At 61.1% G+C, this 12,369-nt stretch carries 13 protein-coding genes; 11 read left to right on the top strand and 2 right to left on the bottom strand.

What is annotated here, in order from left to right; all coding sequences use genetic code 11:
- A partial coding sequence (locus tag Q7L05_RS03720) for an amidase (protein WP_303902139.1) occupies positions 1-595 on the bottom strand: 595 nt, incomplete at its 3' end.
- A gap of 78 nt (positions 596-673) precedes the next feature.
- Positions 674-961, bottom strand: coding sequence for an Asp-tRNA(Asn)/Glu-tRNA(Gln) amidotransferase subunit GatC (gene gatC, locus Q7L05_RS03725; RefSeq protein WP_303902140.1), 288 nt, complete (start codon positions 959-961; stop codon positions 674-676).
- A 138-nt stretch (positions 962-1,099) separates the two neighbouring features.
- Between gatC and Q7L05_RS03730 the strand changes: the two genes are divergently transcribed.
- From Q7L05_RS03730 to lipB, 11 genes are all read left to right on the top strand, one after another.
- Positions 1,100-2,152, top strand: coding sequence for a rod shape-determining protein (locus Q7L05_RS03730; protein WP_303902143.1), 1,053 nt, complete (start codon positions 1,100-1,102; stop codon positions 2,150-2,152).
- A gap of 91 nt (positions 2,153-2,243) precedes the next feature.
- Entirely contained in the window at positions 2,244-3,134 is an 891-nt protein-coding gene (mreC, locus tag Q7L05_RS03735; protein WP_303902286.1) for a rod shape-determining protein MreC, read from the top strand.
- A complete protein-coding gene (gene mreD / locus Q7L05_RS03740; RefSeq protein WP_303902146.1) occupies positions 3,131-3,634 on the top strand; it encodes a rod shape-determining protein MreD in 504 nt (167 codons plus the stop codon). The genes mreC and mreD overlap by 4 nt, the downstream gene beginning before the upstream one ends.
- Positions 3,635-4,066: 432 nt before the next feature.
- Positions 4,067-5,980 carry a penicillin-binding protein 2 gene (gene mrdA / locus Q7L05_RS03745; RefSeq protein ID WP_303902148.1) on the top strand — a complete coding sequence of 638 codons (1,914 nt, stop codon included), beginning with the start codon at positions 4,067-4,069 and terminating at the stop codon, positions 5,978-5,980.
- The gene (rodA, locus tag Q7L05_RS03750) at positions 5,977-7,083 is read left to right on the top strand and encodes a rod shape-determining protein RodA (RefSeq protein WP_303902152.1); all 1,107 of its coding nucleotides are present in this window, start codon (positions 5,977-5,979) and stop codon (positions 7,081-7,083) included. Before mrdA ends, rodA begins: the two co-directional genes overlap by 4 nt.
- Positions 7,084-7,088: 5 nt before the next feature.
- On the top strand, positions 7,089-8,078 hold the full coding sequence (gene mltB, locus Q7L05_RS03755; protein ID WP_303902155.1) for a lytic murein transglycosylase B: 990 nt from the start codon (positions 7,089-7,091) through the stop codon (positions 8,076-8,078).
- A gap of 2 nt (positions 8,079-8,080) precedes the next feature.
- Entirely contained in the window at positions 8,081-9,010 is a 930-nt protein-coding gene (locus Q7L05_RS03760; RefSeq protein ID WP_303902158.1) for a septal ring lytic transglycosylase RlpA family protein, read from the top strand.
- Positions 9,011-9,165: 155 nt separating this feature from the next.
- Positions 9,166-10,308, top strand: a complete 1,143-nt coding sequence (locus tag Q7L05_RS03765; RefSeq protein WP_303902161.1) for a D-alanyl-D-alanine carboxypeptidase family protein — start codon at positions 9,166-9,168, stop codon at positions 10,306-10,308.
- Positions 10,309-10,371: 63 nt separating this feature from the next.
- Positions 10,372-11,232, top strand: coding sequence for a D-amino acid aminotransferase (locus Q7L05_RS03770; RefSeq protein ID WP_303902164.1), 861 nt, complete (start codon positions 10,372-10,374; stop codon positions 11,230-11,232).
- 89 nt (positions 11,233-11,321) lie between these two features.
- Complete coding sequence (locus Q7L05_RS03775) at positions 11,322-11,588, top strand: YbeD family protein (protein WP_303902167.1); 267 nt, start codon at positions 11,322-11,324, stop codon at positions 11,586-11,588.
- A 108-nt stretch (positions 11,589-11,696) separates the two neighbouring features.
- Entirely contained in the window at positions 11,697-12,362 is a 666-nt protein-coding gene (gene lipB / locus Q7L05_RS03780) for a lipoyl(octanoyl) transferase LipB (RefSeq protein WP_411293312.1), read from the top strand.
- Positions 12,363-12,369 lie beyond the last annotated feature (7 nt).

A 12,369-nucleotide genomic window follows, 5' to 3' on the forward strand; every position in this document is an offset into this window, starting at 1 on the left:
CGTAGCGGGAGACCCGGCCGTAAGTGGGCTTCAGGCCGGTGATCCCGCACAGGGCCGCCGGCTGGCGGATGGAGCCGCCGGTATCAGTGCCCGTGGCGCCGGCAGCGAGACGCGCCGCTACCGCCGCGGCGGAGCCACCGGAGGAGCCGCCCGGTACTGCTTTCAGGTCCCAGGGGTTGCTGACCGGACCGTAGAAACTGGTCTCGTTGGAGGAGCCCATCGCGAACTCGTCCATATTGGTCTTGCCCAGCATGACCGCACCGGCCGTCTTGAAGCGCTGCACGACCGTAGCATCATAGGGGGCGACGAAGTTGTCCAGCATCTTCGAGCCGCAGGAGGTCCGCACGCCGCGGGTGCAGAAAATGTCCTTGTGGGCGATCGGAATACCGGTCAGCGGCCCCGCCTCGCCACGGGCGATACGCCGGTCCGCCTCGCGCGCCTGTTCCAGGGCGGCCTCGGCGGTCACGGTGATGTAGCTGTTCAGTTTCCCGTCGAAGCGTTCGATGCGGTCCACGAAGGCCTGCGTCAGCTCCTCGCTGGAGAATTCGCCGGCGCTGAGGGCGGCGGCAAGTTCGGCGATGGTCTTGTTATGCATGTCAACACTCAGGTTCGAGATTCAAGATTCGAGATACGAGGGGATAAGGGCACGGGACACGGGTATCTTGACCCGCACCTATTCGATGACCTTCGGCACGAGATAGAGCCCTGCTTCGGTCGCGGGGGCATTTTTCTGGAATTCGCTGCGCTGATCGGTCTCGGTGACCTCATCGTCACGCAGCCGCTGACTCATCTCCAAGGGGTGGGCCATCGGCACCACATCGGCGGTATCCACCGCGTTCATCTGCTCAACGAGTTCCATAATCCTGGAAAGGTTTGTGGCATACTCCGGGATATCTTCATCGGATATAGCCAGTCGCGCCAGGTGCGCGATGTTCTCCACATCGTCTCGGTCCAGGGCCATCAGGCTCTCCATCCGGTCGGTTAATAGCGGAAAAAGCAGAAACTTATCACAGTTGCCACCTTGCCCAAAGGGCCGCGGCATTGCTAAATTATGCCCGGTTCATTCCGCCGACTCATTAATCTTATAGAAGCGACTGCCATGCTGGGATCTTTCCGGGGCCTTTTTTCCTACGACATCTCCATCGACCTGGGTACTGCCAATACCCTTATCTACGTTCGCGGTGAAGGCATTGTCCTCAACGAGCCTTCGGTGGTCGCCATCCGACAGGAGCCCGGCCCGAATAATACCAAACGCATCTCGGCCGTAGGCGTCGAGGCGAAACAGATGCTGGGACGCACGCCGGGCAACATCACCGCCATCCGGCCGATGAAAGACGGCGTCATCGCCGATTTCACCATCACTGAAAAGATGCTGCAGCACTTCATCCGGAAGGTTCACGAAGACAAGTTCAAGGCCTTCAAACCGAGCCCGCGGGTGCTGATCTGCGTCCCCTGCGGCGCCACCCAGGTGGAGCGCAGGGCCATCAAGGAGTCGGCCGCGGGGGCCGGCGCCCGTGAAGTCTACCTCATTGAAGAGCCCATGGCGGCGGCCATCGGCGCCGGTATGCCCATTTCCGAGGCGAGCGGCTCGATGGTGCTGGACATCGGCGGCGGCACGTCGGAAATTGCCGTTCTCTCCCTGAACGGTATCGTTTACGACAACTCGGTACGGGTAGGCGGCGACCGCTTTGATGAGGCCATTACCGCCTATGTGCGCCGCAATTACGGGACGCTCATCGGCGAGGCCACTGCCGAGCGCATCAAACATCAGATTGGAACGGCCTACCCGGGTGCCGAGGTGCGCGAAATTGAGGTGCGCGGCCGCAATCTGGCCGAGGGCATCCCCCGCAGCTTCACTCTCAACAGCAACGAGATTCTGGAAGCGCTTCAGGAGCCCCTTTCGGGGATCGTCACTGCCGTTAAAACGGCGCTGGAGCAGACCCCCCCGGAACTCGGTGCGGATATCTCCGAGCGCGGGCTGGTGCTGACCGGCGGCGGCGCGTTGCTACGCGACCTGGACCGGCTCCTCGTCGAAGAGACGGGGCTGCCGGTAATCATCGCCGAAGACCCGCTGACCTGCGTCGCCCGCGGCGGCGGCCGTGCTCTGGAGCTGATGGATGCACACGGGGGCGATCTGTTTGCCCTGGAGTAGACCAGGTCCGAGGTAAAAGAATCGAGATACGGGGTTTCGCACCTCGTATCTTCAACCTCGTATCTGAAGTCGGAGGTGTCACATCAAGGTACTGTTCCAGCGCGGACCGTCAATGGCCATGCGAGCGGCACTGCTCGTGCTCGCCTCCGTGTTCCTGATGACACTCGATCACCGCCAACAGCACCTCGAAACGATGCGTGCCACCCTCGCAATGGTCCTCTATCCGCTGGAATACCTGGTCAGCCTGCCCGCCACGGCCGGGAACTGGGCCTCCGATGCCTTCGCTGCCCGCTCCCACCTCATCAGTGAGAACGAAAATCTGCGTAGCCGCCAGCTGAAACTGGAAGCGCGGCTACTGAAATTCGACGCCCTCCTGGCCGAAAACAGCCGGTTGCGTGAAATGCTGCAGTCGCCGCGGATGGTTGACGAACGGCTGCTGGTGGCAGAGCTACTGGCTGTCGACATGGACCCCTTCAAGCGCCAGGCGGTGCTCAACAAAGGTTCTCTGGCCGGGGTCTACCGCGGTCATCCGGTCCTCGACGCCAAGGGCGTCATGGGGCAGGTAACCGAGGTATCGCCGGTCAGTTCGGTGGCAATGTTGATCACCGATCCCAGCCACGCCATTCCCGTACAATTCAATCGCAGCGGACTCCGCGCCATTGCACTCGGTACGGGTGAGGCCGACCGGCTCGAACTTCCCCACATTCCCAACACCGCGGATATCCGCGTTGGCGATCTGCTGGTCACCTCCGGTCTCGACCGTCGTTTCCCGCCCGGCTATCCGGTCGCCAAGATACAGCATGTCGACAAGGATCCCTCCCAGCCCTATGCATTCATCGTGGCCCGGCCCACAGCGGAATTGGAGCGGGTTCGGGAGGTACTTCTGATTTGGCCGGACCACCTCACCGAAACCAGCGAATCGGAAGCGGCGCTCGGGGAAGATGCGCCCGAAGAAATGGCGCAAGAGGCGCCCTCGTCATGAGCCTGGCCCAACACAGCCTGGCCCAACACCAGAACGGCTGGGCCATTATCGCCAGTTTCCTGGTGGCGATGATGCTGACGCTTATGCCGCTACCGGATGGCGCAGAGTGGTTTCGCCCCGAGTGGGTGGCCATGGTGCTGATTTACTGGTGCATGGCCCTGCCCGAGCGGGTCAACATTGGCGTTGCATGGATTATGGGCCTGTTCCTGGATGTTGCCCGTGGAGCACTGCTTGGTCAGTACGCGCTGACACTGACCCTGGTAGCCTTTTTGACTATCCACCTGCACCGCCGGGTGAGGAATTTTCCGCTTTGGCAACAAAGCCTTGCGGTATTGGTCCTGGTGGCGCTGGAGCAGCTGCTGGTCCTCTGGGTAAAGGGCATCATCGGCCAGTCACCGAATAACTGGCTTTATTGGGCGCCCTCGCTTACCAGTATGTTGCTGTGGCCGTGGATGTTTCTGGTCCTTCGGGATCTGCGCCGCCATTTCCGGGTGACCTAGTCATGCCTGGAGCCGCCTTCAGGGAGCCGCTGACCGGCCAGGCCACTCCTGCGCATCCCTGCCCCCGCGGCATTCGTGCATCCATGGACATCACGCAAGGCGCGCTTGCGCCGGAATGGCAGGCTTTGGACGCGCAGAGACGCGCTAACACTCCAGGGGATATGGCTGCCCAGGAGCAGGCAAGCAGGCCTGCCCCCGCAGAGGGCCGGCCAGCCGCTCGTCCGAAGGGGGCCCCCCGAAAGCACCGTGACCGCGTTGCGGACTCCATCCCCGGAGTCCGCCCTTCGGGCCGGCCTTCGGCTCTCCGAATCCGCTCCCGGCGGATTCGTGCAGTGCGTGACAAGAGGATAACCATTGCCTGCGCGCTGCACCTCGTCCTGGCGCTTTCGAAGGGCCCCGAAAATCCCCCCAAGCGTGAAGTAGCACACTAAAATGGCCAAGAGATTCACCCTCAAGGATCCGATTCGCGAAGCGCACCTGTTCCGAACCAGGGCGATAGCGGCGGCAGTCTTGACCACCTTACTCGTTTTCGTGCTGCTGGCCAGACTGGTCCATCTGCAGGTCCACAACCATGACCACTTCAGCACGCTTTCCAACAACAACCGGGTGGCCGTCCAGCCAATTGCGCCGACACGCGGGCTCATTTTCGATCGCAACGGTGTGGTGCTCGCCGAAAACCTGCCCACCTACATCCTGGAAGTGATACCCGAACGGGTGGAAGACATGGAGACCACGCTGGCGGCCCTTCGCAAGCTGGTCAATGTGGCCGATAGTGATCTGAAGCGGTTCCGCGAGAGTGTCCGCCGAAAGCGCCGTTTCGAAGCTATTCCGCTGCGCTTTCAGCTGACCGATGAAGAAGTGGCCCGAGTCGCCGTCAATCGCCACCGTCTGCCGGGAGTGGAGATCAACTCCCGCCTCACCCGCCACTACCCTCTGGGTGCGCTGACCGCTCACGTTGTGGGTTATGTCGGCCGGATCAACCAACGGGAGCTCAATTGCCTGGAGCAGCAAAGGGGCTGCGGCTTCGACTGGAGCGATACCTCCAAGGAACTCCTGCAACGCTCGAACTACAGCGCGACCAACCGCATCGGCAAGGTGGGTGTGGAAAGGAGCCATGAGGATGCCTTGCATGGGAAGGTCGGGTTCCAGAAAGTGGAGACCAATGCACGAGGCCGGGTCCTGCGAATTCTCGAGCGCACGCCGCCGGTCCCGGGAAAGGATCTGCACCTCAACATCGACATCGGGCTCCAGCAGGCGGCGCAAAAAGCCTTCACCGGCGAGCGCGGTGCGCTGGTCGCCATTGAGCCGAAAACCGGTGCAGTGCTGGCCCTGGTCAGCGTCCCCAGTTACGACAGTAACCTGTTCGTGAACGGGATCGACTCGGCAACCTACACAAAACTCTCCCAGTCACTGTTTCAGCCGCTCTTCAACCGGGCCCTGCGCGGCCAGTATCCACCCGGCTCGACCACCAAGCCTTTTGTCGGCCTGGCGGGACTGGAACTGGGCGACATCGGCCCCGACGACAAGCAGGTATGCCGCGGCCATTACCAGCTAGAGGGTGAAGAGCGGCACTACCGTGACTGGACAAGGCACGGGCCCGGGGTGGATGTGCACCGCTCTATCGTCGAATCGTGTGATGTCTTTTTCTATGACCTGGCACACAAGCTCGGTATCGACCGACTCTCGGGCTTTCTGCGCCAGTTCGGTTTCGGACAACCGACCGGGGTCGATATCGGCGGGGAGGCGGGCGGACTGATGCCCACGCGGGAGTGGAAGCGCCGCACGCGACACGAGGCCTGGTATCCCGGCGAAACCCTGATCACCGGCATCGGTCAGGGCTTCACCCTGGCCACGCCGCTGCAGATGGCCTCCACCACCGCTGCCCTGGCCATTCGCGGGCAGCGCATGCAGCCCCAGGTGGTCCGTGCCGTGGAGAATTCGGGAGGCGGTAATCGTGAAACGTTGCCAGCGGTCGCTTTGAAGCCGGTGAGCGTAAAGGAGTCCTCCAACTGGGACCGGATCCTCAACGCCATGGAACAGGTGGTGCATGGGTCCCGCGGGACGGCTCGCCGTATCGGCCGTGATGCGCCTTATCAGATTGCCGGTAAGACCGGTACGGCTCAGGTGTTCGGTATCGCACAGGATGCAGAATATGTGGAGGCGGACGTCGTCAAACTGCTCCGGGATCATGCCCTGTTTATCGGCTTCGCGCCGGTGGATGAGCCGCAGATCGCCATCGGGGTCATCGTGGAAAACGGTGGCAGCGGTGGTGCCGTGGCCGCGCCCATTGCCCGGCAGGTGATGGATTACCACCTGATTGGCCGTCAGGAGGAGAAAAAGCCATGATCCTGGACGCACCCACATCCCTACGAGGGAGTCTGGCAAACCGGCTGCACCTGGATTTGCCGCTGCTAATCGCGCTACTGCTGCTATCGGGAGTCAGCCTGGCGGTACTCTACAGTGCCGATAGCAGCAGGGTTGACCAGCAGCTGCTGCGGTTGGCGGTAGGCTTTGTGGTCATGCTGGTGCTGGCCCAGATCCCGCCGGACAACTATATCCGCTGGACACCCTGGCTCTATGCGCTGGCCGTCGGACTTTTAATCGCCGTGCTGCTGGCGGGGATCGCCGGCAAGGGCGCCCAGCGCTGGATCGGCATCGGCGGATTCCGCTTCCAGCCCTCGGAGTTGATGAAGCTGGCGATGCCGATGATGGTCGCCTGGTACCTGAGGGAGGTCTCCCTGCCCCCCAGCCTGAAAAAGCTCTTCGCGGCGGTACTGATTGTGGCGATCCCCACCCTGCTGATCGCCAAACAGCCCGACCTCGGCACCGCCGTGCTGGTGGCCGGTGCCGGGATTTTTGTTCTGCTTTTTTCCGGGATCCCGTTCAAGGTTTTGGGATTCGCCTCTCTGCTGCTCGCGCCACTCGCCGGTATGCTGTGGAAATTCGGGATGCACGATTATCAACGGCAGCGGGTGTTGACGTTCCTGACCCCCGAGTCCGACCCATTGGGGGCCGGGTACCACATCATCCAGTCGAAAATTGCCATCGGTTCGGGCGGACTGTATGGCAAGGGCTGGCTTAACGGCACGCAGTCTCACCTGGAGTTTCTGCCGGAGCGCCATACCGATTTCATTTTCGCGGTATTTGGAGAGGAATTCGGGTTGCTGGGCGGCACCCTGCTGCTTTCGGTTTATCTTTTCATCGTATGGAGGGGACTGTATATCGCCGCCCAGGCCCAGGAACCCTATGGGCGACTGCTCATCGGCGGACTGATCATGACGTTTTTTATCTACTTCTTTATCAATATAGGCATGGTCGCCGGGCTACTGCCGGTAGTGGGACTGCCACTGCCTTTGGTCAGTTTCGGCGGCACCTCCATGGTGACCATAATGGCCTCTTTCGGTATTTTAATGTCCATTCACACTCATCGAAAACTATTAAAAGGGTGACGGCCGTGAACCACCGTTTCGTACAGCTTGTATTCATTCCGGCCTCGCTACTGCTGTCGGGTCCCGGTCATGCCGATCTCGCAACACGGAACGATGTGCAGGGCTTTATTTCGCAAATGGTCTCCGAATACGGTTTCGAAGACACACAGTTGAAAACGCTGTTCGGAAAGGTGGAACTTCAAGAGGATATCATCAGCGCCATCTCGCGCCCCGCCGAGAGTAAACCCTGGCACGAGTACCGGCCGATCTTCATCACCGAGTCGCGCATAGAACAGGGTGCCGAATTCTGGCGGGAGCATGCCGAGGTGCTGGCGGAAGCGGAGCGCCGCTATGGCGTGCCGCCATCGATTCTGGTGGCGATTTTGGGGGTGGAGACCCGCTATGGTCGCCACCGCGGCGACTATCGGGTGATGGACTCCCTCTCCACGTTGGCCTTCGACTACCCGCCGCGCGCCAAGTTTTTCCGCGGAGAGCTGAAAGAGTTCCTCGTCATGGCCCGGGAAGAGGCGATAGACCCGTTGGAGTTGACCGGCTCCTATGCCGGCGCCATGGGCCAGCCCCAATTCATTCCGAGCAGCTTCCGCGCCTATGCCGTCGATTTCGATGACGATGGCCGCCGTGACCTCTGGGAGAATATCGGAGACGTCATCGGCAGTGTCGCCAACTACTTCGCCGAGCATCGCTGGCAACCGGGCCAGCCCATCGCCACCCGTGCGAAGGTCAATGGCACCCAGCACCAATCGCTGCTGGACAAGGGCTACCGACCGAGTACCACGGCCGGGGAACTGGGGAAACTGGGAGTCGAGCCGCAGACGCCCATCAACCCCGGGCTGGAGGCGGCCTTGATTGCGCTGGAAGCCGAAGAGGGCATGGAGCACTGGGTGGCCCTGCACAATTTCTACGTCATCACCCGTTACAATCACAGCCCGCTCTATGCCATGGCGGTCCACCAGCTGGCCGAAGGGATACGCGCGGCCTATGCGGCGGCGGAGTGACCGTGAAGCGAGCTGGCGATCAGTGGCTGGTAGCGGCTGCCCTGATCCCGATTTTGATTGGCGGCTGTAGCACGGGCATCGTCCGGGATGGCACCCCGGAGGATGCCGATGTCGATTTCAGCCGCATTCCCGACGCCGTGCCCCACTTCGAGCCGAAAAGCCGCTACGGCAATCCCGAGTCCTACGTCGTGTCCGGTAAGCGCTACCGGGTCAGTGACCGTGCCGATGCCTTTGTGGAGCGAGGTCTGGCATCCTGGTACGGCACCAAGTTTCACGGTCGGCGCACCTCTAGCGGCGAGGTGTACGACATGTACAAAATGACTGCCGCCCACAAGAGTCTGCCCCTGCCCACCTATGTGGAGGTCACCAACCTGCTTACGGGACGTAGCGTGGTGGTCAAGGTGAATGATCGCGGCCCCTTTCACGACGATCGAATTATCGACCTCTCCTACGCCGCCGCCCGCAAACTGGAGATCACCCGCAGCGGTACGGCACCAGTCGAGATCCGGGCTATCGAGCCGAACAAACCGACGAGGGCCATCGACCGTCCCCAACCGGCACTGGAAGTCCGCTCGGGCGGTGAAACCACCGCGATGGCGCGTCCAGCCGCGCTCGCCGCCGCGGCACCCGGGGAGGTGGCCGAGGCGATCGAAACGGCACCAACACCTTTGGCGTTCGACACAATCCGGTCATCCGGGGCAGCTGCTATTTTTCTGCAGGTCGGCGCGTTTTCCAGCCGTGACAATGCGGAACGTCTTCGCCAGCGACTGACCGATGCCGTCTCCGACATCGTCATTGAGTCGGGGGGTGCAGCCCAACGCCCGCTCTACCGGGTTCGCGTCGGGCCGCTGGCTTCGGAGCAGGAAGCCGACGCGCTGGCGGATCAACTGGTGGAATTCGGCATCCATTCACCCCGGGTCCTCCGGGATTGAGGTGCTCGAAAAATCACGGGGGACATGGGGGTAACCAGAAAAAACCACTGGGACACAGAATAATCGCGGCTCGTCAGTGTGACTGGCCACCTACTTTTCGACGGGATGACGCGGTAGACTATAAGTCTTCTCCAAATCGCTGACTGCACACTGCCATGAGCGCTATCCTGCGTTGTTTTAGCCTTCTCTTTTTGACCTTTGCCGCCACGGCCGTCTCGGCCAATCTTGCGTTCGTACCATCGCCGCCTGCCGTAAAGGCGGAGGGATTCGTGCTGCAGGATTTCCATAGCGGCCGTATTCTCGCTTCGGTCAACGAAAAAGAACGAATGGAACCGGCCAGCCTGACCAAGATGATGACCGCCTATGTGGTCTTTCAGGAGGTAGCCTCCGGCGACATCAAACTCGACGACCAAGTCCGGATCAGTGAAAAAGCCTGGCGCACCCAGGGCTCGCGGATGTTTGTCGAGGTCGACACCAAGGTCGGGCTGGAGCACCTGCTCAAGGGGGTGATCATCCAGTCCGGCAACGATGCCAGTGTGGCCCTGGCGGAGTACATCGCCGGCAGCGAAGAGGCATTCGCCGCACTGATGAATGACTATGCACGCAAGGTCGGTTTAACCGATACCCACTTCGTCAACAGTACCGGCCTGCCCCATCCCGAGCATTACACCACGCCGGGGGATATGGCTCGGCTCGCTGCTGCCGTCATCCGCGACTTCCCGCAGTTTTACGAGTGGTATTCCATCAAGGAATACACCTACAACAATATTACCCAGCATAACCGCAACAAGCTGCTGTGGCGGGACGAGTTCGTCGACGGCGTGAAAACAGGCCATACCGACTCCGCCGGCTACTGCCTGGTCTCCTCGGCCAAACGAGAGGATATGCGATTGGTCGCCGTGGTGATGGGGACATCCAGTGAAAATGCCCGTGCACAGGAGAGTCAGAAACTGCTCAACTATGGTTTCCGGTTTTTCGAAACCCACCACCTTTACGAAAGCGACGAAGCACTCAAGGAGATACGGATCTGGAAGGGAATGTCGGAAACCCTGCCACTGGGTCTGAATAGGGAGATGTACGTAACGATACCGCGGGGGCAGTACAAACAACTCGATGCGTCACTCAGCGTGGACACTAATATCATCGCCCCGGCACTCAAGGGTCAGGAGTTCGGGACCGTGACCGTGCAACTGGGAGAGGAAATACTGGCGGAGCAGCCGCTGGTCGCCCTTGAGGATATCGCAGAGGGCGGACTCTGGCAGCGCCTGCTGGATGACGTCATGCTGTGGTTCCACTAAGGAATTCAGTGCAAGAGCATTGGCCCCGCGAACACAGAGCGTATCTTTCCGGACAAAATAACAATGACCGATACGGTTTTTCTGAATGGTGATTTCCTGCCTGCGGACGAGGCCTGTATCTCGGTCCTCGACCGCGGATTCATGTTTGGTGACGGCGTTTACGAAGTCATCCCGGTCTACGGCGGACGACTTTTCCGCCTCGAACACCATTTGGACCGGCTTGACCACAGCCTCGATGGTATCCGACTGGAGAATCCGCTCCCGCATTCCCGCTGGCAGAGCGTGCTCGAGGAATTGGTAAGGTATAACGGCGGCGGCGATCAGTCCCTGTATCTTCAGGTCACCCGTGGTCCGGCCCGTCGCGACCATGCCTTCCCCCGCAATGTAAACCCGACGGTGTTCGCCATGAGCTCCCCGCTGGCTGCTCCTTCCCCCGAACTGCACAAAGGTATCAGTGCCGTCACGCTGGAAGACATCCGCTGGAAACTGTGTAACATCAAGGCCATCGCGCTGCTGCCGAACATCCTGCTGCGCCAACAGGCGCTGGACCAGGGCTCCGCCGAGGCGATTATGACCCGTGACGGCGAGGTCACCGAGGGCGCAGCCGCCAACATCTTTATGGTCCGCAACGGCACGGTCATCACACCGCCGAAGAGCAACCTGCTGCTGCCAGGCATCACCCGCGATCTGGTGGTGGAACTCTGTGCCCACCACGGGCTACCCTGCGAAGAGCGCCCCATCGAAGCAGCGGAACTCCGTGACGCCGATGAACTCTGGGTTACCAGCTCCACCAAGGAAGTGGTGCCGGTCACCCGACTGGACGGCGTACCGGTAGGCAACGGACGCCCGGGCCCGGTCTGGGAACGGATGGTGGAGCTCTACCAGGCCTACAAGGAGGCCTTTCGCCGGGGCGAGGTGGAATAGATTTTCGGCTTTTACCACCGAGAGCGCAGGGGATTGCACCGAATCAGTAGGCCATCTCTGTGTACTCTGTGGTTTAAAGGGTTTTGAGAATGAGCGACGAAGATACCCTGCTGGAGTTTCCCTGTGACTTCCCCATCAAGGCGATGGGGCGCGCTAGCGACGATTTCGAGACCACAGTGGTCGAGATCGTGCGTCGTCACGCCCCGGACCTGAGCGAGACCGCGGTGTCCGTGCGCGAGAGCAGTGGTGCCAAATACCTGGCGGTGACCGTCACCGTCCGGGCCACCAGCCGGGAGCAACTGGACAACATCTACCTCGAACTCACCGCCCACGAACAGGTCATGATGGCACTGTAAGGCAGGGACGAGGTTCGAGATGCGAGATTCGAGGAAAAGCGAAGGGCGTACGCCTGCTACCAGGCGACGGATTCATTGCTTCTTTCTGCGCACCGAGTATCCGTTTTGATTTCCCCCGAGAACCCCGTGGCCCCTGTGGTTAAACAGCCCCTTCTCCGCCACCTTGGCCTCCGTGACTACATCCCTGTCTGGGAGGCGATGCGAGCGTTTACTGACGAACGAGGATACGATACGCCAGATGAGTTCTGGCTGGTCGAACATCCGCCGGTATTCACACAGGGGCTGAACGCCAAGCCGGAACACCTGCTCGATACGGGTACCATCCCGGTGGTCAAGACTGATCGGGGCGGACAGGTGACCTATCACGGCCCCGGCCAGATTGTCCTCTATCCGCTAATCGATCTGCGGCGACTCGGGATCGGTGTCCGCCACTTGGTCACTGCCCTCGAGCAATCGGCTGTAGACCTGCTGGCCGATCTTGAAGTGAGCGCTTACCCCAGACGGGACGCCCCCGGGGTCTATGTCGAGCTGCCCGGGCGGGGGGAGGCAAAGATCGCCTCGGTGGGTCTTCGGGTGCGCCGCGGGTGCAGTTACCACGGAATTGCCCTCAATATCGCCATGGAAACGACGCCGTTTCAGTGCATCAATCCCTGCGGCTATGCCGGCCTGACCGTGACCCAGCTCAGAGAACTGGGCATCGAGCTGGATGTGGAAACGGCCGGCGAACAACTCGCCGCGAAACTGGTTCAGAGATTGGTAGTGGATAGTCGGTAGTACGATT

It is taken from the genome of Thiohalomonas denitrificans, from assembly GCF_016841685.1.
In the GTDB taxonomy this organism is placed as follows: Bacteria; Pseudomonadota; Gammaproteobacteria; order Thiohalomonadales; family Thiohalomonadaceae; genus Thiohalomonas; species Thiohalomonas denitrificans_A.